The organism is Bartonella sp. TS25HLJMH (assembly GCF_042193505.1).
Lineage (GTDB): Bacteria > Pseudomonadota > Alphaproteobacteria > Rhizobiales > Rhizobiaceae > Bartonella > Bartonella grahamii.
Window position 1 is genome coordinate 29,055 of sequence record NZ_JBHILV010000003.1, and the last position, 21,199, is coordinate 50,253.

16 protein-coding genes are annotated in these 21,199 nt (G+C 37.0%); 12 read left to right on the forward strand and 4 right to left on the reverse strand.

The window, feature by feature from the left end; genetic code table 11:
- Nucleotides 1–159 precede the first annotated feature (159 nt).
- Nucleotides 160–1,731 carry a phospholipase D family protein gene (locus tag ACFINF_RS02300; RefSeq protein ID WP_375619501.1) on the forward strand — a complete coding sequence of 524 codons (1,572 nt, stop codon included), beginning with the start codon at nt 160–162 and terminating at the stop codon, nt 1,729–1,731.
- 149 nt (nt 1,732–1,880) lie between these two features.
- Nucleotides 1,881–3,380, forward strand: a complete 1,500-nt coding sequence (guaB, locus tag ACFINF_RS02305) for an IMP dehydrogenase (protein WP_012754596.1) — start codon at nt 1,881–1,883, stop codon at nt 3,378–3,380.
- Nucleotides 3,381–3,559: 179 nt separating this feature from the next.
- On the opposite strand, the gene ACFINF_RS02310 is transcribed toward guaB, so the two are convergent.
- Nucleotides 3,560–3,706 carry a hypothetical protein gene (locus ACFINF_RS02310; protein ID WP_169728634.1) on the reverse strand — a complete coding sequence of 49 codons (147 nt, stop codon included), beginning with the start codon at nt 3,704–3,706 and terminating at the stop codon, nt 3,560–3,562.
- A gap of 504 nt (nt 3,707–4,210) precedes the next feature.
- Between ACFINF_RS02310 and ACFINF_RS02315 the strand changes: the two genes are divergently transcribed.
- The 7 genes from ACFINF_RS02315 to ACFINF_RS02345 all read left to right on the forward strand — a co-directional run bounded on the left by ACFINF_RS02315 (nt 4,211) and on the right by ACFINF_RS02345 (nt 13,245).
- The gene (locus tag ACFINF_RS02315) at nt 4,211–5,497 is read left to right on the forward strand and encodes an RsmB/NOP family class I SAM-dependent RNA methyltransferase (protein ID WP_375619502.1); all 1,287 of its coding nucleotides are present in this window, start codon (nt 4,211–4,213) and stop codon (nt 5,495–5,497) included.
- 132 nt (nt 5,498–5,629) lie between these two features.
- Nucleotides 5,630–7,186: a glutamine-hydrolyzing GMP synthase gene (gene guaA, locus ACFINF_RS02320; protein WP_208438601.1), complete on the forward strand. Its 1,557-nt coding sequence runs from the start codon at nt 5,630–5,632 to the stop codon at nt 7,184–7,186.
- A 170-nt stretch (nt 7,187–7,356) separates the two neighbouring features.
- Complete coding sequence (locus ACFINF_RS02325; protein ID WP_375619503.1) at nt 7,357–8,079, forward strand: glycerophosphodiester phosphodiesterase; 723 nt, start codon at nt 7,357–7,359, stop codon at nt 8,077–8,079.
- A 940-nt stretch (nt 8,080–9,019) separates the two neighbouring features.
- Nucleotides 9,020–10,354: a sn-glycerol-3-phosphate ABC transporter substrate-binding protein UgpB gene (ugpB, locus tag ACFINF_RS02330; protein WP_375619504.1), complete on the forward strand. Its 1,335-nt coding sequence runs from the start codon at nt 9,020–9,022 to the stop codon at nt 10,352–10,354.
- 95 nt (nt 10,355–10,449) lie between these two features.
- Complete coding sequence (gene ugpA, locus ACFINF_RS02335; RefSeq protein ID WP_012754601.1) at nt 10,450–11,334, forward strand: sn-glycerol-3-phosphate ABC transporter permease UgpA; 885 nt, start codon at nt 10,450–10,452, stop codon at nt 11,332–11,334.
- Nucleotides 11,335–11,344: 10 nt separating this feature from the next.
- Entirely contained in the window at nt 11,345–12,196 is an 852-nt protein-coding gene (gene ugpE / locus ACFINF_RS02340; protein WP_375619505.1) for a sn-glycerol-3-phosphate ABC transporter permease UgpE, read from the forward strand.
- A 2-nt stretch (nt 12,197–12,198) separates the two neighbouring features.
- Complete coding sequence (locus ACFINF_RS02345) at nt 12,199–13,245, forward strand: sn-glycerol-3-phosphate import ATP-binding protein UgpC (protein WP_375619506.1); 1,047 nt, start codon at nt 12,199–12,201, stop codon at nt 13,243–13,245.
- 1,960 nt (nt 13,246–15,205) lie between these two features.
- On the opposite strand, the gene ACFINF_RS02350 is transcribed toward ACFINF_RS02345, so the two are convergent.
- Genes ACFINF_RS02350 through ACFINF_RS02360 form a run of 3 tightly spaced genes read right to left on the reverse strand, consistent with a single transcriptional unit; the run spans nt 15,206 to nt 17,759 of the window.
- Nucleotides 15,206–16,123, reverse strand: coding sequence for a metal ABC transporter solute-binding protein, Zn/Mn family (locus ACFINF_RS02350; RefSeq protein WP_375619507.1), 918 nt, complete (start codon nt 16,121–16,123; stop codon nt 15,206–15,208).
- Between the two features lie 10 nt (nt 16,124–16,133).
- Nucleotides 16,134–17,003 carry a metal ABC transporter permease gene (locus ACFINF_RS02355; RefSeq protein ID WP_375619508.1) on the reverse strand — a complete coding sequence of 290 codons (870 nt, stop codon included), beginning with the start codon at nt 17,001–17,003 and terminating at the stop codon, nt 16,134–16,136.
- 3 nt (nt 17,004–17,006) lie between these two features.
- On the reverse strand, nt 17,007–17,759 hold the full coding sequence (locus ACFINF_RS02360; protein ID WP_375619509.1) for an ABC transporter ATP-binding protein: 753 nt from the start codon (nt 17,757–17,759) through the stop codon (nt 17,007–17,009).
- Nucleotides 17,760–18,438: 679 nt separating this feature from the next.
- Between ACFINF_RS02360 and nrdH the strand changes: the two genes are divergently transcribed.
- Genes nrdH through nrdE form a run of 3 tightly spaced genes read left to right on the forward strand, consistent with a single transcriptional unit; the run spans nt 18,439 to nt 21,193 of the window.
- Nucleotides 18,439–18,663 (forward strand): glutaredoxin-like protein NrdH, encoded by a 225-nt coding sequence (nrdH, locus tag ACFINF_RS02365; protein ID WP_005774163.1) that lies wholly within the window; start codon nt 18,439–18,441, stop codon nt 18,661–18,663.
- Nucleotides 18,663–19,061: a class Ib ribonucleoside-diphosphate reductase assembly flavoprotein NrdI gene (nrdI, locus tag ACFINF_RS02370; RefSeq protein WP_375619510.1), complete on the forward strand. Its 399-nt coding sequence runs from the start codon at nt 18,663–18,665 to the stop codon at nt 19,059–19,061. The genes nrdH and nrdI overlap by 1 nt, the downstream gene beginning before the upstream one ends.
- Entirely contained in the window at nt 19,043–21,193 is a 2,151-nt protein-coding gene (nrdE, locus tag ACFINF_RS02375; protein WP_375619511.1) for a class 1b ribonucleoside-diphosphate reductase subunit alpha, read from the forward strand. Before nrdI ends, nrdE begins: the two co-directional genes overlap by 19 nt.
- Nucleotides 21,194–21,199 lie beyond the last annotated feature (6 nt).

A 21,199-nucleotide genomic window follows, 5' to 3' on the forward strand; every position in this document is an offset into this window, starting at 1 on the left:
TAAATACTACCGCTAAAATTTTTGTATCATCAATATTAAATTTATACTCTCTTAAGCAAGAGGTGGCATTTTATCTGCTACACGGTTAAGATAAAGTGATTGTTATTATTGTTTGCATTACTGATGATGCGATAGCTTAAAATAGAAAGTTTGTCCTCTTTGACTCTTTTACATATTGTTATTGGTTTTGTCCTCTTTTTTTTTATTGCATCTATGTTGGCAATCTACACCTATGGGCGTTTTATGAAAAATGCTAGGGGGCAATGTTCTTATGCGCTACCTATTCAGAAAGATGAAACTAAGCTTGATCGTATCATTAGTCAATTAGCTGAGGAAGAAAATGGATTGGGGATTGATAAAGATGCCCTTTCCCTCATTATCAGCAATTTGGATGCGTTTTGTGTTCGTGCAATAGGAGCTGCAGAGGCTGGGCGTAGCCTTGATCTGATGTATTATATTTGGGATGATGATTTAACAGGGCGTCTATTATTAAGTGAAATAGTTAAGGCAGCGGATCGGGGTGTTCGGGTACGGCTTCTTTTGGATGATATTAACGCTCAAGCACGTGATCCAGCTTATATTGCGCTAGATAAACATCCTCATATCGAGGTGAGAGTGTTTAATCCAGGACGATCGCGTAAAGGTGGATTACGCCGTGGTTTAGAGATTATATTACGGGCGATTACTGTTACACGTAGAATGCATAATAAAGCTTTTATTGTTGATGGTAGGATCGCTTTTGTAGGAGGACGTAATCTTGCAGATTCTTATTTTGATGCTGGTGAAGAATCCCATTTTCGAGATTTAGATTTGATGTTAATCGGACCCTCTGTTAAAAAAGTGGAAAGTATTTTTGATGATTTTTGGAATAGTGCTGTTGTTTTGCCAATTCATACTTTGGTTGTTCCTAAAAGCGCAAGTGATCTTAGCTATTGGAGGGATAAATTACAAAAATTTCGGGATTCCAAGGTTGCAAAAGTTTATTTAGATTATGTCAAAGAGCACATTAATTTTGATTGTTTTATTCAAACAGGAAGGCGGTTATTTTTAGCAGACAAAGTTGTTGTTCTTTCTGACCCTCCAGAAAAAGCATTGCGTAAAAAAGCAAGCAATTGGCTTATGAAGGCACTTTCAAAGGTTATTGGAAATGCCCAAAAAACGGTTCAGATTACGTCACCTTATTTTGTTCCTGGTAAGGTTGGAACGCAGAATTTTAGTAATTTGGTTTCAAAGGGTGTTGATGTCAAAATTCTGACGAATTCTTTAGCAGCTACTGATGTAGCATTGGTGCATGGTGGTTATGTATCGTATCGTAAGGCGTTGTTGAAAAGTGGTGTTAAGCTTTATGAATTAAAAGCGGAGGGCAACACCCATGGGTTACGGTTGTTTCGATCGAGTAAGGCAAGTTTACATGCCAAAGCTTTTTTAATTGATCGTAAAACAGCTTTTATTGGATCTTTAAATTTTGATCCCAGATCAGCATCATTAAATACAGAAATGGGCATTCTTTTTGAATGTGCTCCCATTACAGCAAGATTAGATTTGTTGTTTTCTGAAGAAACCACAGGGGAAATGAGCTATCATCTGCGTCTTGGTAATAATAATCGTATTTATTGGGATTTTATTGAAAATGAAAAAAAATATAGCATTGACCATGAGCCAGAAAGCAATTTTTGGCGTCGCGCATTTGCAAAAATAATAAGTTGGTTACCTATTGAATCACAATTGTAAATTTTTATAAACCACACTTAAAAAAATATTTATTTTTCTTTTCATTTTGTTTGTAGCATGGCATAATTTTTTGCCAATCTACAATGTATGAGAACCGCAGTTGTATTTTAAAGCTCCTTGCGGTGTTTTATTATAAAAGGAATTTTGCTATGGCAAAGATTGTTGAAACGGGGACAGGTGCATTGGCACTGACTTTTGATGATGTACTTTTACAGCCCGGTCATTCTCTTGTTATGCCTAGTCAAGTGGATCTCAGTACGCGCATTGCAGCGGATATTAAGCTCAATTTGCCATTGCTTTCTGCTGCAATGGATACGGTAACAGAATCGCGTTTGGCAATTGCTATGGCTCAAGCTGGAGGTCTTGGGGTTATTCATCGTAATATGTCTCCTGCAGAGCAGGCAGAAGAAGTCAGACAAGTAAAAAAGTTTGAATCTGGTATGGTTGTTAATCCAGTCACAATTGGACCAGATGCAACACTTGAAGAAGCGAAATCTTTGATGCGCTCTCATGGCATTTCAGGTATTCCGGTTGTTGAAAATAGTGTTAAAGGTGAAACAGCGGGACGACTTGTTGGCATTTTGACCAATAGAGATGTCCGTTTCGCATCGGATCCAAAACAAAAAATTTATGAATTAATGACGCATGAAAATTTGATCACAGTGCGTGAAAATGTCCAACTTAATGAAGCAAAATATCTTTTACATCATCATCGTATTGAAAAATTATTAGTTGTGGATGAACAAAATCGTTGTGTCGGACTGATAACAGTTAAGGATATTGAAAAAGCAAAATTAAATCCAAATGCTGCTAAAGATTCTCAAGGGCGCTTGCGTGCTGCAGCGGCCAGTAGTGTTGGGAATGGAGGGATTGAGCGTGCTGAACGCCTCATAGACGCGGGTGTTGATGTGTTGGTCATTGATACAGCGCATGGACATTCTCAACATGTGCTAGAAACTGTTGAACGAATTAAAAAGATGGCTTCCTCTCCAGCTGTTATTGCTGGGAACGTAGCGACTGCTCAAGCAACGCAGGCATTGATTGATAGTGGTGCAGATGCTGTAAAAGTTGGTATTGGTCCTGGCTCTATTTGCACAACGCGTATTGTTGCTGGTGTCGGTGTTCCTCAACTGGCAGCCATTATGAATGCTGCAGAAGTTGCTGAAAAAGCGGGCATTCCCATCATTGCAGATGGTGGAATCAAAGCATCAGGTGATTTTGCTAAAGCTTTAGCTGGTGGGGCTTGTGCAGCGATGATTGGATCTCTTTTAGCAGGTACAGAAGAAAGTCCTGGTGAAGTTTATCTTTATCAAGGTCGATCTTTTAAAGCCTATCGTGGTATGGGATCTGTTGGTGCTATGGCACGAGGATCGGCAGATCGCTATTTTCAAGATGATGTTCGTGATGAACTTAAGTTGGTTCCTGAAGGTGTGGAGGGGCAGGTGGCGTATAAAGGTCCTATAGCATCAGTTCTACATCAGCTTGCTGGTGGACTCCGTGCTTCAATGGGGTATGTTGGAGCAAAAGATCTCGTAGAGTTTCGTGAAAAAGCAACGTTTGTACGTATTACGAATGCGGGACTTCATGAAAGTCATACGCATGATGTTTCTATTACACGGGAGAGTCCCAACTATCGTGGGCCAGTTTAAAGATATAAGAGCATAATGTCATATCGCATAAATATAAAATCTTCCGAGAACAAGAAAAAGAGACTGCACTTTTTTCTGTTTGTGATTTGGTGTAATAATCCCAAAAAGGAAAGAATTAGAGGTCAAAACTCTAACTCTTTCTGTTAAGACTATATGAAATAAGTTATATAAAATTAGAATTAACTTTTTGTAGTCTTCCGTCCTGTCTTTGACGCACGTTGGCGAGTGTTTGTCTGATCACTTTGGACGGATTTCTTTCCGTTGTTTGAGGGCATTGTGTTATGACGGCTTTTAGATGAAGTTGTTTTTTCATTATTATAAGTCATTATTTTCTCCTTTTAAATTGTCTGGCAGTTGCCAGTAGAGTAAAAACGGTCATGCCAAATAGTGGTTCCAAGCATTTTCTAAAAAGTTAATTTTTTGGTGAACGTAAGATAAACTTGCTTAATTTTATGAGAAGATTTTTTCTATTTTTTCAGAAGGATAGCCATAAAAGATGGGAGATATTTGATTTTTTCTGTTATTCAGATAATCCTCATAAATTTTATTTAAAGAGTTTATTTTTTTCGTAATTCATGGCGGAAATAAGTTCTTTATGGATAACTGCGTATCTTTTAGTATAAGAGGTAGAGGGATAAAAAAGTGAATGGGCAGAAGATGAAAGGAAAAATCTAGATACTCTAATATTGGATCTTATAAAAAGTATGATCAGATCATTTTAATGTTGAATGTAAATTTTTAATGGCTTTGAGAAGGTTTTATTGGCAAGAAGAAGATAATATTATTTTTTTAGATGATTTAAAATTTTATTATTTTAATGGGAGAAATGAATGCGATTAGGTGGGCGTTTGCAAGCAGCAATAGATGTTCTCAAAGAGATAGAAATGAAGCATCGCCCAGTAGGAGAAGCTTTAAAGGATTGGGGTCTTTCTCATCGTTTTGCTGGAGCAGGTGATCGCGCAGCTATTGGTACAATCGTTTATGATGTTTTAAGACGACGCTATTCTTTACAATGGCGTATGGAGAGTGATGATATCCGAGATATCGTTTTTGGTGCCTTATTAGATTCTGGAAAAATGACGCTGGAGCAAATTGACGGTGAGTTGGCAGAAGATCGGTTTGCGCCGCAGTTATTAGGAGCTAAACAGCGTAAATCGTGGCAAGGTCAGCAATTAGTGGATGCTCCAGACTATATTCGTGGTGATATTCCGCAATGGTGTCAAGCGCATCTGCGTCCTTTATTTGGTGATAATTGGATCACTGAAGCGGCTGCGTTAGCAACGCGTCCTTCTTTAGACCTACGGGTAAATAACCTAAAGGCAACACCAGAAAAGGTGTTGAAAGAATTAGCAAAAACCAAACTTAAATCTTTGCCATGGTTTGGGCAAGCTTTAAGAATTGCACCGATTGAAAAGTTTAACCGTCATCCTAATGTTCAAGTGGAACCAGCTTTTCAAAAAGGACACTTTGAAATACAGGATTTAGGATCTCAAATTGTTGCTCACCTTGTGGAAGCGCAAGAAAACATGCAGGTATTAGATTATTGCGCAGGTGCTGGGGGTAAAACATTAGCTTTAGCTTCCGATATGAACAATCGTGGGCAAATTTATGCTTATGATTCGGACAAAGCTCGTTTGGCTCCTATTTTTGATCGTCTTCGACGCGCTGGTGTTCGTAATGTACAAACACGAGTGCAAAGAGAAGAATTAAAACCATTAACAGGTCAGATGGATAGAGTTCTACTAGATGCACCATGTAGTGGGACAGGAACATGGCGTCGTCGTCCAGATGCGAAATGGCGTTTAACATTAGAACAGGTGAAACAACGCCAAACAGAACAGAGGGCTATTTTGAATGAAGCGATAGCTTATCTTAAGCCAAATGGGCGCCTAGTCTATATTACCTGTTCTCTTTTTACAGATGAAAATGAGGAACAAATTTCCCGTTTCCTTCAACAACATTCTCATTTTGCTCCAATAGATATGCCAGCGCTTTGGCAGAAACATTTTAGTTTTTCTCCTGTGCAACCAGTTTTTTCAAATTATGGACTTACTTTGTCGCCGGCCACAACACAAACAGATGGGTTCTTTTTATCTGTGTTGCAAAAAAAACATTGATCCATATTTTTGCATTTTTTATCATAAATTTTACGAGAATAATCTTTTTCTTAAGAAAACAGGCTTGTGAAAAGAGAAAGATTGAATCATAACTCTCATGAGTTTTCTTTTACAATTGTTGATTGGTTTTCTATGAGCATATCACATCCAGACACTGTTCTTATTATTGACTTTGGTTCACAAGTTACACAACTTATTGCACGACGGGTACGAGCAATGGGGGTATATTGTGAAATTGCTCCTTTTCAATTGGCTTTAGAAGCTGTGCGACGCATAAATCCTAAAGCTATTATTTTATCAGGGAGTCCTTATTCCGTTATTGATGAGGGCTCTCCGCGTGCTCCAATGGAAATTTTTGAGGCGGGTATTCCGATTCTGGGTATTTGCTATGGGGAACAAGTCATGTGTGTTCAGCTTGGAGGAAAGGTTGAAGCTGGACATGAGCGTGAATTTGGGCGTGCTTTTTTAGAAGTGCAAGAAGAGAGTGCTCTTTTTGATGGAGTGTGGGAAAAAGGTTCTCGTTATCAAGTATGGATGAGCCATGGTGACCGTGTGGCAGCTTTACCAGAAGGTTTTCGTGTCATAGGGACCTCAAACGGAGCTCCTTATGCGGCTATTGCTGATGAAAAAAGACATTTTTATGCAGTACAGTTTCATCCTGAAGTTATCCATACACCAGATGGTACAAAACTTTTGCAAAACTTTATTCATAAAATCTCTGCTATTAAAGGTGGTTGGTCAATGGCTTCTTATCGTGAGCAGGCAATTGCTACGATACGACAAAAAGTTGGGAAAAGTCGTGTGATTTGTGGTCTTTCAGGGGGGGTAGATTCATCTGTTGTAGCGGTACTCCTTCATGAAGCCATAGGAGATCAACTGACATGCATTCTGGTAGACCATGGGCTGATGCGCAAGAATGAAGCTGAAGAAGTTCTCACGCTCTTTCGTGATCATTATAATATAGAGCTTATTCACGTTAATGCTGCCGATATATTTCTTAATGCTTTAGAGGGTGAGACAGATCCAGAAAAAAAGCGCAAAACGATTGGTCGCCTTTTTATTGAAGTTTTTGAAGAAGAAACTAAAAAAATAGGAGGTGCAGAGTTTTTAGCACAAGGAACACTTTATCCAGATGTTATTGAGAGTGTGTCTGCTATTGGTAAAACGGTAACCATTAAAAGCCATCATAATGTGGGTGGGCTGCCAGAACAGATGAATATGCAACTTGTAGAACCGTTGCGTGAGCTCTTTAAGGATGAGGTTCGCTTGCTAGGGCGAGAGTTAGGATTACCAGAGCAGTTTATTGGTCGCCATCCCTTTCCAGGTCCAGGTCTTGCAATTCGCTGTCCAGGTACTGTGACCCGTGAAAAATTAGAAATTTTACGTGAAGCAGATGCTATCTATCTTGAGGAAATCCGTAAAGCCGGTCTTTATGACGAAATTTGGCAAGCTTTTGCTGTTCTTCTTCCTGTTCAAACTGTTGGCGTGATGGGGGATGGTCGCACTTATGAATTTGTTTGTGCTCTTCGTGCCGTCACATCTGTAGATGGAATGACTGCTGATTTTTATCCCTATGATATGGCGTTTTTAGGTAAGACGGCAGCACGTATTATTAACGAAGTTAGAGGGATTAATCGTGTTGTATATGATGTAACCTCAAAGCCTCCTAGTACTATTGAATGGGAATAATTAAAATGAAGAATAAGTCTTTTTAAGAATAAAATATGACTGAGGGTTTGATATTCGAAAAGTGTAGAAAAAATCATTTAAAAATGATTGTGTATTTTCATATGATATAAGCCTTTATCTGGCAATCTGTACGCTAATATCGTTTAAAATTGAGAAGTGTGGAATTTTGCATGTCTGAGAAAAAAATTGTTGCACACCGTGGTGGAGCTCATCTTTATCCTGAAAATACTCTTTCGGCATTTAATAATGCTATAGCGTTAGGTGTTGATGAAGTTGAGTGCGACGTCCATTTGCTGAGAAGTGGTGAAGTGGTTGTCTTTCACGACTTCCGTCTAGACCAATTGGTTGGAAAAAATGGGTATATCCACGACATTGATAATGAAACACGCAAACAACTCTGCGTAAAAGGAAGCCAAGAAGCACCTCCCTTATTAGAAGAGGTGCTTGATCTTTTAGCACCAACGAATATCGCATTGCATCTTGAAATCAAGACATGTGGTGAAGTGGAGCGTGAAACAATATTATCCCAAAAAGCGCTTGCGCTAATAAAAAGCCGAAATTTATCAGAACGGGTTTCTGCAATTAGTTTTGATCCTTTGATCCTTCGTCCTTTTATTGAAGCGGGAATACCATCTGGTCCATGTGTTGATAATTTTGAAGGTGATATGTACCTTCATTTTTCTGAATGGAAGCAATTAGGTTATTCTGATCTAAGTTTAGATGGCTCTATTGTTTCACAGGACTTTATTGAATCAGCTCTTGAGGCTGGTTTTACTGTAGGGGTATGGACAATTAATGGAAAAGCTCGGTTATCACATTGGCTTGACATGCCTGTACATTATATTACGACAGATCAACCCAATCTCGCATTGCAATTGCGTGCACAAAGGTAAAAATACATCAATACAAAGGGAACTATATATCCTCATAAAGTTAGTGTAATGAAAGAAGAAAAATTATCTAATATATAACAATAATACATTGATTTATAATGATAATTAATGGTTTCTTCATGCAAATAAGAGGACTTAATACGTAAGATTTTCTTATTTCAAATCATTCGTTTTCACATTACAAGCAGGGTTGGTGTGTGGATAAAAAATTATTGAGAAAAGAATAAAAATATTCATTTAACGTATTTCAAATGCAAGACTTGTTGAAGCCTTAGGGTTGCATATGATGATGTCGTTTTGTACTTTTATGAAGTATAAAAATGATGGCATACAAAAAGTCTTATATAATTTGATGGAGAGGCTTTATGGCTTATTTTATAGGAGCTATCATGTAATGTAGATGTATTGAAAGATTTTTTAACAACATGAAAATTGATAAAACAATGTCATTTTGTTTTGCGTGAGGGGCGTGATCTCACTACAGGAAAGGGGACAATTAAGCGCTTCAAAATGATTTTCTTAGTTTTAAGAAAAATTCTATTTTTCTCTTCGTTAAATTCAGTAGCAACATCGTGTTAAAGTTATAAGTCGAAAGTTATAAGACAAATAACAAAAGAATAAACAATTCTTTTTAAAAAAGTAAATCCATATATTAAAATAGTCATTGAATGAAATTTGCGATCTATATCTTTTTACCAATTGACTTTGCTTATTTTAGTCATCTCACTTTTTTCAGATAGTTACAAACGCATATCTCGTTAATACATAAGAAAGCTTATAAAAGAAAACGAATAAATTTAAACAAATTCATTTGACCTTTTGGTGGTTCCTGTTTAAATGAGAGAATATATTTCTGAAATAAAACTGTCATAGCATGTTCATATGTAATACTATAGATTTAGGGGTAGTTTGTATTCCATCACTTCAGAAAGGGTGAGCCATGAGTCGTTTTTATTTTTCCATAGCGGCCACGGTTGCTATCGTAATGTCTACAGCGGGGATAACAGCAAGTGTTGCGCAGACAAAAATCAGCTTTTGGCATTCTATGAGTGGTGAATTAGGAAAGCAAACTGAAAGTCTCATTAACGATTTTAATGCAAGCCAATCTGAGTATAAAGTTATTCCTTCATTTCGCGGTGAATATGAAGAGGGATTGATTTCACTCATTGCAGCATTTCGTGGAAAGAAACAGCCAGTGCTTGCACAAATTTATGATGTTGGTACTGGAACTATGATGGCTGCAAAAGGCGCAATCTATCCATTTTATCAACTTATGGCTGATACAAAACAAGAATTTGATCCTACAGATTATTTCCCTGCTATTAGTGGTTATTACTCCGATGAACAGGGACGTATCATCTCTATGCCATTCAATATTTCAACTCCCATTCTTTATTATAACAAAGATATCTTTAAAAAAGCGGGGCTTGATCCGGAACAGCCTCCTAAAACGTGGCAAGATATAGAAGACTTTTCCAAAAAAATTCTTGAGACTAAAGCGGCAACTTGCGGTTTTACAATGGCTTATGCCGCTCAATGGATTGGTATAGAAAATTTTTCAGCGTTGCATAATGTTCCTTTTGGAACCAAGGAGAATGGTTTTAAAGGACTTGATTCAGAACTTACATTTAATGGACCTTTACAAGTGCGTATGTGGTCTGACCTGAAAAAGTGGTCTGATCAAGGTATTTTCCGTTATGGTGGTCCAGCGGGCGCATTGGATTCAACACCAATGTTTATGGCACAAAATTGTGCAATTTTTATGCAATCTTCAGGATCACATGCTGGAATTGTTTCTGAAGCTCAGTTTGATGTGGGAGTTGGTATGCTACCGTATTATAAGGATGCAGAAGGGACACCACAAAATTCAGTTATTGGTGGAGCTTCTATTTGGGCGTTCAAGGGACATACCCCAAAGGAATATGCAGGGGCAGCCGCTTTTCTTAAATTTCTTTCAAAAACTGAAAACCAAGCAAAATGGCATCAGAAAACAGGTTATCTTCCAACCACAAAAGCGACTTATGAATTGAGCAAAAAACAACATTTCTATGAAAAAACGCCAGGTGCGGATATAGCTATCAAACAGATTAATCTTAATCCACTAACAGTTAACTCGAAAGGGATAAGATTTGGTAATTTACCACAAATCCGTGCCATTCTTGATCAAGAGTTGGAAGCTGTTCTTAGTGGTTCAAAAACACCGAAAGATGGTTTAGATGAGACCGTTGAACGTGGAAATAAACTCTTGCGTGAATTTGAAAAATCTAATCATTAATCTCGTTTTATTGTTAAACATTAAAGACTCAACAAAAACAGTTGAGTTCTTTTTGTTTATCTTTTTTAAGTCTCTACATTTAAAGAGCCCTACGAATGCAAGAAAAACATGCATATTTTAAAAATAGTCTACTTTCTTACGGACTGCTTTTTCCTCAGCTTCTTGTGACTTTTTTATTTTTCTTTTGGCCTGCTGCTCAAGCAATAAAATCATCTTTTGAGCGTGAAGACCCTTTTGGCTTTACAACAACCTTTATTGGTTTTGAAAATTATCTAACCGTTCTTTCTGATCCTACTTATCTGCAATCACTTCTTACAACCGCAGTATTTTCCATCTCAGTTACTGTCGCTTCAATGACAATATCACTTCTCTTAGCTGTCTGTGTTGATCGTGTCATCCGTGCAAAAAAGGCTTATACAATGCTTTTGCTCTGGCCCTATGCTGTTGCTCCAGTATTGGCAGGTATATTATGGCTGTTTATCTTTCATCCCACTATCGGAATTATCCCTTTTCTTCTCGAGAAAATAGGGGTGCTATGGAATTATCGTATTAATGGCACTCAAGCAATGATTCTTATTGTCATAGCGGCTAGTTGGAAACAAATTTCTTATAATTTTCTCTTTTTTCTTACAGGTCTTCAGTCTGTTCCGCGTTCTCAAATAGAAGCAGCCGCCATTGATGGTGCTGGTCCCTTTAAACGATTTTGGACTGTGGTTTTCCCGCAAATTTCACCAACGACGTTTTTCCTTCTTATTGTCAATGTCAATTATGTTATGTTTGACACCTTTGGTATTATTGATAACACAACTTCTGGAGGTCCTGCGCGTGCAACGAGCATCCTCGTCTATAAAGTATATGACGATGGCTTTAGAAATCAAATAATCGGTGCATCAGCAGCACAATCAACAATATTGATGTTGATGGTTATTGTCTTAACCTTTATTCAGTTTCGCTGGATTGAGCGCCGTGTACAATATTAGGAAGTAAATTATGGTTGAAAATCGCCCTATTTTGAAATTTCTAACCCATATTACTCTCATTGTTGGCATTATCATTATTTGCTTTCCAGTTTATGTTGCTATCATTGCATCAACCCATAGTTCAGCAGCATTCAACTCAGGAACACTTCCTCTTTTACCTGGGAAATATGCTTTGGAAAATTATAAAACAATCTTTGGTGATGGCCTTGCACAACTCGGTCTTCCCAACCTCTGGCCACTCTTAATGAATTCACTCATTATGGCTCTTGGGATTAGTATTGGGAAAATTATTATTTCACTTTTATCTGCTTATGCAATTGTTTATATGCGTTTTCCTTTCCGAAAAACTGCTTTTGTTCTTATTTTTGTTACATTGATGCTCCCTGTCGAAGTTCGTATTCTTCCAACCTATGAGGTTGTTGCGAAATTGGGGATGATCGACACCTATAGTGGAATGATTATTCCACTTATTGCATCTGCAACCGCTACATTTTTATTTCGCCAGTTTTTTTTGACTGTTCCAGATGAACTCTTAGAGGCAGCACGTGTTGATGGTGCAGGCCCAGTTAAATTTTTTAAGGATATTCTTCTTCCTCTTAGTAAAAGCAATATCGCTGCTTTATTTATCATTATGTTCATTTATGGATGGATACAATATCTCTGGCCTCTTATCATCACAACGGATCAAAATCATCAAACGATCCTTATTATTTTAAAACAGCTTATTGTCGAATCACTTCAACATGATCCTCAATGGAATATACTCATGGCAGTATCGGTTGTTGCCATGGTTCCCCCTGTTCTTGTTGTTATCTTCATGCAACGGCTTTTTATCAAAGGCCTTATTGAAACGGAGAAGTAATTATGGCCATAATCCAGTTATCAAATATAAAAAAACGGTATGACAACGGCATTCTGGTCATTGATGATTTAAACTTAACTGTTGCTGATAAAGAACTTCTTGTTCTTGTCGGTCCTTCAGGGTGCGGAAAATCAACCTTATTGCGTATTATAGCAGGACTTGAACAAGTTACCTCAGGTGAATTATGTATTGATAACGAATGTATCAATGATCGTGAACCAGCTGATCGTGATATTGCTATGGTTTTTCAGAATTATGCTCTTTATCCCCATATGACAGTTCGTGGAAACTTAGAATATGGTCTTAAAAATCGTAAAACTCCTAAAGAAGAAATTAAAAAACGCATCGCACATGCTGCAAAACTTTTGGAGATAGAATCATTTCTTGATCGTAAGCCACGACAATTATCAGGAGGACAACGTCAGCGTGTTGCAATGGGGCGTGTGATTGTACGCCAACCCCGTGTTTTTCTCTTTGATGAACCTCTTTCAAATCTTGATGCAAAATTGCGGGCGCAAATGTGTATTGAAATAAAAACACTACAGCGTTCATTAGGAACGACTAGCCTTTATGTTACCCATGATCAACTAGAAGCTATGACATTAGCTGATAGAATAGTCGTTTTGAATAAAGGAGCTATCGAGCAAATTGGAACACCAATGGAAATTTACGACACTCCAGCAACAACATTTGTTGCTGATTTTATTGGTTCTCCTCCTATGAATTTTCTTGATCGCCATGTCTTAGAACAACATTTAGGGCATTCATTTTCTTATGGCAAAGAAACTGATCTTTTAGCATTCAGACCTGAAATAATCTTATTGGGCGAATATCCAGATAAAGGACCTGTCTTTCACACAAAAATTGAGCTTATCAAGCCTATTGGAACAGGTTGCCATGTTTTAACGCGTTGGAATGATATCATCTTTACGATTGAAATAAAAGAACGCTTGACATACGACTATGGTCAAAAACTAAGTTTCACTGTCGCTCATCAGAATTTTCATACTTTTAACAAAAACACTGGAAAGCGCACAAATAATAAGTAAGCATTAATTGATGTGACAAGGCTTTCTTTTATGTTGCGTCATGATAATGTTGCGTTTCGACTTTCTCGATTACATTTACAAAATAAGGTTGTAACCGATGGGATTAAAAACAAAATTTTAAAAGTTTTGATAATGATCCATTGTCCCATGGCGCTGAGAATGTCAAAACATTTATATGAAGAAAATGTGCATTGTCACGGTCTGTGAGAAGAATATTATTTTCAAATCTCAAACATAATAAAATTATTTTCATTATAAAAAATATTAATATAAAATATAACCATTTATTAACCATATTTTGCTAATTTATAATTTTTTCATAAAAAAAACAATATTTTATCATATGTTTCTTGATGTAATAATTTATGTAACTTATAAAAAGTAAATGAGAGAAATAGAGGGAAACAATAATTCACAGATGAGAGGGGATGCGCCCCCTATCTTAGCTTTGATCCCTAACATAAGAAGTCTATTTGATCCAAAAATACGACGCTGTTCTAAATAGTTTGTACGAGAATAGGTATATTCTATTTTACCGCTGGCCATATGATCTTAAATGGTTTCAGAGCTCCTATAAGAAGTTTTTGTTTTTTCTACCAATCACATAAATTAGAGAGAAGCCTACGCGCGTATGCTGCAAGTTTATTTTTTCTCATGTAAATCACTATGCAATTCTCAGCGAGGGTATCCGATCAGTTGCAAAAGAAATCACTGAGAGATAGAAGGCGCGCTTGTTTTACAATTTTCATTACTTTTAATGATAAAAGCAGATGAAACACATCTGTAACATCCCATCGATCTTTCTATATTCTTGAGTTAAAAAATTGCCTATAGACCATCCTTAAACAGATCTTTATGAATATGACAGAAGGGATTGGTGCGAACAGCTATAAGAATCAGCAGGGATAAAGATAGTTATCTTATTGTTTTACAAAGCATTTTATGAAAGCTGGTATATTTTTTCAATATATTGCCAGTCTATTAATGGTTTTATGATATTGCTTTCTTGTAAAGTGCGTGCTTTTTTGTTGCTTATAAATCAACCTAAACTTTATACAGCAGTATGTTTGAGACAAAAATATGAAGACGGTTCAGTGCTGTATTCAGTTTTTGTATATCAGAGTGGAATAAGCTTATCTTCTTATGTAATTTCTAAAATGAGGAGACAGCTTAATTTAGGGGAATATGAAAGCATAAAGATAAAAATAAAAATAGTTTCTATCTTCAGCATCATCTTTTAATTTAATATTGCGACTTTCAAAAACGTCTGAGCCAATGTCTCTTGCATAATGGAGACTGCGCATTGCCGAACACATTTTTTTATTACGTTCTTTGAATAGAATTGCATCTCTCATACAAAACAAAATACCTAAAAAGAAGGCTCTTAGGTTGCCAATTCACGCACTTGTTTTAAAAAATATTTTGCAAGGTTATTCCAACTATTTTTTCACACAGTCGTTTATGAGTAGTATAACATAAACTCCATTGTGTATCGCCATCTTTATGCTTATAAAAATGCAAGCTGGGGCCATCATCATACTCTCTGCCAGTCTCTAACATTGCAACAATTATTGTGTTGAGACTCTTCATAAGAGGCATTTTTTCTTCAAGATGTTTTTATTCATACACTCATTCTACTTGCATGTTATAAATGGAGTTGGGTAGATAAAAATACTTTAAAAAAGAGACCGCAAATGCTTTTTATGGATCGTTTCAAGTGTCGAGAGTTATTGTAAAAGAAGCGTTGGAAAATAGAATGATGCCGTTGACGATCTGGGCACCATGAGGCAATAAATCCACTTACTTTATCTATCTTAGCATCTATTGAGTATAAATTTCTCTGTAAAAGTAACTTTATTTTATATCAATGTTATCAATTATAGATTGTTGGGTATCATTAGTAACATAATCATAGACTTACGATTTTATGAACGCTTTTTTATCTCTTTTGTAGAAGATCTTAATGTTTTGTGATGGCATCAATGATGGTATTCACATTATGTTCCATCATATCGAGATAAGTTGCTGCGGGGCCATTTTTATTTGACAATGCATCAGAATAAAGTGTTCCACCAATTTTTAAACCTGTTTCTTTTGCAATCTGTTTTATGAGACGGGGATTAGAGATATTTTCAACGAATAGTGCAGCTGCTTTATTCGCTTTAATTTGTTTGATAAGTTTAGCAACATCGGCTGCGGTTGCTTCAGCTTCTGTTGAAGCACTTTGGGGGGCAAGGATAGTAAAGCCATATTCTTTGGCAAAATAGCCAAAGGCGTCATGAGATGTGATAATGATACGTTTATCTTTAGGGATGGTAGCAATTTTTGTTTTCAGGGTATCTTGTGCTATTTTAAGTTTTTGGATGTAGGTTTCGGCATTTTTTTTGTAGCTGGTGCAGGATTGTGGATCGATTTTACAAAAAGCAGCAGCGATATTTTTCACATAGATTTTGACATTGGGAATTGTTTGCCAAGCGTGTGGATCAATAATGCTGTGGTGGTGATGGGCATTATGTTCTTGATTTTTCATTTTGAGGGAGGGAATGTTAGCGCTAACTTTGACAAGAAGTGCTTTTGTACCGCTTGCTGTAATGAGGCGATCAATGAATCCTTCTAAATGAAGTCCGTTGATGAAAATAATTTGAGCATTTCTAAGAGCTTGAGCATCATGGGGGGTAGGTTCATAAGTGTGGGTATTCGCATTGGGACCTACAAAAGTGGTCATAGAGATATGGTTATCTCCTACATTTTTTACGAGATCTGCGAGAATAGAAAAGCTCGCAACAACTTTGATTTTATTGTTTGCAGAAGCAGAAAATGGCGAAAGGGAAAGCAATAAAGCTCCAAGAAGAACAAATTTTTGAGCAAACTTAGGCACATTTTTTTCCTTAAAGTGAGGAGGTATAAAAGAGGTGGGGAAACCATGTTACAATAAAGCCACGTGGACTCATCAAGCAGGAAAAAAGATAAATAAATCCTGCGGCAATGATGATAGCAGGGCCGGAGGGAAGTGAAAGATGAAAAGAAAGCAGGAGACCACATACGCTAGAAATGATTCCAAAAAGAGTGGAAAGCGCGCAAATAGGGCCTAGCCGTGAAAACCAAAAACGGGCTGTAATAGCTGGAATCATCATAATGCCAACGGAAAGTAATGTTCCTAGTGATTGAAAGCCTCCAACCAGATTCAACACCACAAGTCCAAGCAATAAAATATGAATATATTTACTTAATGGAGAGAGTGATTTAAAAAAGAGGGGGTCAAAGCTTTCTAAAACGAGTGCACGCCAAAAAATACAAAGGCTGCATAGTGTAATCAGCATTATAGTAGTGATTAACCAGAGGGCTTGTGCATCAAGTGCAAGAACCGATCCGAATAAGAGATGAAGCAGCTCAATTGTTGAGTCTTTTAGTGAGATAATGATGACACCTGCCGCGAGTGCAATAAGATAAAAGACAGTCATGGATGCATCTTCTTTCTGAAAGCTATTTCGTGAAATTAAAATGGTTGCTAAAGCAACAATAATACCAGCGAAGATGCCACCAAGTGTCATAGATATGAGGGAAAATCCACAAATCAGAAAAGCAGTTGCAACACCAGGAAGAATGGCATGAGAGATAGCATCTCCTGTCAAGCTCATTCCACGGAGCATCAAAAATACACCAACAGGACAAGCGCTAATAGATAGGAAAATAGAACCGATAAGGGCGTTTTGCATAAATTGGAAATCAACAAAGGGGGCAAGAAAAAATGCATACACGTCTTATAACCTAAGAAAGAGAGGATCATTGATGGGAAGATTTTGTTTTTGTGCGCTAATAGGAAAAGAATTGGATGTGAGAGATGGCATAACGTGATGAATAGTGTTGTTTAAAAACTGTGTTGTTTCTCCATAAAAGGCGTCTTGTTGATTAATTTGAATCATTTGGGGGAAAAATTCTTGCACGATGAGAGGGTTATGGAGTGCTGTGAGAACTGTGCGTCCTTGTTTTTGCCAGTATGTGATCAGTGCAAGAAGGTCTTTTTGGGTATTATGATCTACACCATTGAAAGGTTCATCAAGCAAAATAATATTGGCATCTTGCACAATGATACGTGCAAAAAGAGCACGTTGTAATTGCCCGCCTGATAATGTTTCAAGCGAACGGGGTGCGAGTTCTGTAAGCCCAACCATTTCAAGCGCATTTTGAATCTTAGAATCATAAGGGCGCTGGCTTTTCCATAATCCACAAAAAGACCACAGTCCTGTTTTTACAAGCGTTTTCACATCAATTGGAAATGTTTGATCTACATCACATTGCTGAGAAAGATAAGCAATGCGGCTTTTTTTTGGTTTTGTAATTTTTCCCTTAAGAGGTTTAATCAATCCGGCGATGGCTTTTAGCAGTGTCGATTTTCCAGCGCCATTATCACCTGTTATTGCAACCAATGAACCAGCTTTTAACTTTGCTGAAAAGTTCTTTATTGCTATTCTATTTCCATAGCCTAATGTTGTCTTATTGAAGTGCAGATCCATATTTTTACCATCGTTGCTTATCATTTTGGAAACTATGTAATAATATAACATTTGTCAATAAAATGTTATATTATTACATAGTTTTGAGGACTGAAAATTTTAGTGGGAAGATCGTGGAAAATTAAAAATAATAATTGAATTCACCTTGACGAAAGAGAGAGAGTATATACTATATATAGTATCAAAATGATTGGTGATTCTAAATAAGCACAAGAGAGGGTGTTAGTGTGTTTCGTTTGGTATCTAAGTTATTTCCATTATTGTAAAGAGTTTATTGACCAAGGGCATAGCAGTGTTTTTGCTGAAGGATCTCTTTTGGAAGGATTCCTTTCGTTTTTGTAATTGATTTTTGCCGAAAAAGAGTAAAACAGAGCTCTTGAAAAACGGTAGTTTAGAACGTTAGTTTTTTAGACAGCAGGAGGGAATTGTAATGCAAGCAAAAGATTGTTTTATAACTGGGGGGCTTTGCCATTTAAGTTATAGAATAATCGCTTATTCTCATCATAGTCTTTGAAGTTATTCGATGAGGAATTCTGTTATGTTCAGGAAGCTGTGTACTATTTTAAAATAACCACATGTTTTGCGTACAATTTCTGTTTTTTGTTATTCTTGAGTACTTATAAAATTATTAGATTGACCTTTTAGGGTTGATTGTTTTGAATTGTGAAAGTTGAAGAAAATGTCGATCACTATTTATAGCAAACCATCTTGTGTCCAATGTGATGCTACACGCCGCGCTTTTGATGCAAAAGGCATTCATTATCGTGTTGTTGATATTTCTTGTGATGAACAAGCATACAGTTTTGTTCAATCTCTGGGGTATCGTCAGGTTCCTGTCGTTGTTTGTGGTGAAAATCATTGGTCTGGTTTTAGACCAGATATGATTAGTGGTCTTTGTGCTTAATGGGGCTTATTGTTTATTATTCGAGTGCAACGGGTAATACAGAACATTTTGTCTCGCAACTTGGTCAACGACTCTTCAAAATTGATAAAAGAAAGCCTTCTGTATTGGTTGGTGAACCTTATGTACTGGTTGTTCCTACATATGCAGATGGTGAAGGAAGAGGAGCAGTGCCGAAAGCCGTTATCCATTTTCTTAATGAAGCTGAGAACCGAAAATTAATTCGTGGTGTCATTGGTGGTGGGAATCGTAATTTTGGTTGTTATTATAATTTAGCAAGTAAAATCATTGCTGAAAAATGTTGTGTACCTTGCCTTTATCGTTTTGAACTGCGTGGAACTGATGAAGACGTTATTTATGTAAAAAAGGGATTGGAAAGATTTTGGAAACAATTGGTATAGGACAAGCGCAGAAATCGGAGCAGATTACTGATTATCATGCGCTGAATGCAATGCTTAATCTTTATGATGAAAATGGTCATATTCAATTTGATATGGATCGGCTTGCCGCACGGCAATATTTTCTTCAGCATGTTAATCAAAATACAGTTTTTTTTCATAATCTGAAGGAAAAAATAGACTACTTAATAGAAGAAGGTTATTACGAAAAAGCTTTATTTGAGCTTTATGACTTTTCTTTTATTAAAAAGCTTTTTAAGCGTGCTTATGCATTTAAGTTTCGTTTTCCTACCTTTTTAGGCGCATTTAAGTACTATACCAGCTATACATTAAAGACTTTTGATGGGAAACGTTATCTTGAACGTTATGAAGATCGTGTCTGTCTTGTAGCTTTATATTTGGCACAAGGGAATAAAGCTCTTGCTGAAAGTTTTGTGGATGAAATTATTACAGGACGGTTTCAGCCGGCAACACCGACATTTTTAAATGCTGGGAAAAAACAACGTGGTGAATTGGTTTCGTGTTTTTTGCTACGTGTTGAAGATAATATGGAATCGATAGGTCGTTCGGTTAATTCGGCTTTGCAGCTTTCAAAACGTGGTGGAGGTGTGGCGCTTTGTTTAACGAATTTGCGGGAAGCTGGGGCACCAATTAAGCAAATAGAAAATCAGTCCTCAGGAGTCTTACCGGTGATGAAACTCTTGGAAGATTCTTTTTCTTACGCCAATCAGCTTGGGGCACGACAGGGGGCTGGAGCTGTTTATTTGCATGCTCACCATTTAGATATTATGAAGTTTTTGGATACAAAGCGTGAAAATGCTGATGAAAAAGTTAGAATCAAAACGCTTTCGCTTGGTGTCGTTATTCCTGATATTACTTTTGAGCTTGCACGGAATAATGAGGACATGTATCTCTTCTCATCTTATGATATCGAGCGTGTGACAGGTAAGCCCTTTAGCGATATTTCTTTAACGGAGCATTATCGTTCTTTTGTTGATAATGCAAAGATTCGTAAAAAGAAAATAAGTGCACGCATTTTTTTCCAGACATTAGCAGAAATTCAATTTGAGTCGGGTTATCCCTATATTTTATTTGAGGATACTGCTAATCGATCGAACCCAATAGCTGGGCGCATAAGTATGAGCAATTTATGTTCAGAAATTTTGCAGGTGAGTGAAGCAAGTGAACTGGAGACAGATTTAACTTATCGCACGATTGGAAGTGATATATCCTGTAATCTTGGATCCATGAATATTGCCAAAGCAATGGAAAGTCCTGATTTCGGACAGACCGTGGAATCTGCTGTTCGTGCTCTTACTGCGGTTTCGGATATGAGCAATATTGCTTGTGTGCCTTCCATTGCGAAAGGCAATGCTGAAAGTCATGCGATTGGTTTGGGACAAATGAATTTGCATGGGTTTCTAGCGCGTGAACAAATCTATTATGGGTCTCCAGAAGCGATAGATTTTACTAATATCTATTTTTATATTGTGACATATCATGCCATACGGGCTTCCAATTTGATTGCACGTGAACGTCAAGAAATGTTTGCAGGGTTTGAAAAATCAGCTTATGCAGATGGACGTTTTTTCGAAAAATATATTGAAAAAGAATGGAAACCGCAATTTGCTCTTGTGCAAGAGCTTTTTGCACGGAACAATATTGTTATCCCAGATCAAAAGGATTGGCAGGAACTCAAAAAATTAGTCATTGAGTATGGGCTTTATAACCGCAATTTGCAGGCGGTTCCACCTACGGGATCTATTTCCTATATTAATCATGCCACTTCTTCTATTCATCCAATTGCTTCAAAAATTGAAATTCGCAAAGAGGGAAAAATTGGGCGCGTTTATTATCCTGCTCCTTATATGGATAATACGAATTTGAATTTTTACCAAGATGCTTATGAGATTGGTCCTGAAAAAATTATAGATACCTATGCTGCTGCAACACAGCATGTTGATCAAGGTCTTTCATTAACATTATTTTTTCCTGATACCGCTACCACACGTGATATTAACCGCGCACAAATTTATGCCTGGAAAAAAGGTATAAAGAGTATTTACTATGTACGATTACGGCAAGTAGCATTAAGTGGAACAGAAGTTGATGGCTGTGTTTCGTGCAGTTTATAGGAGATC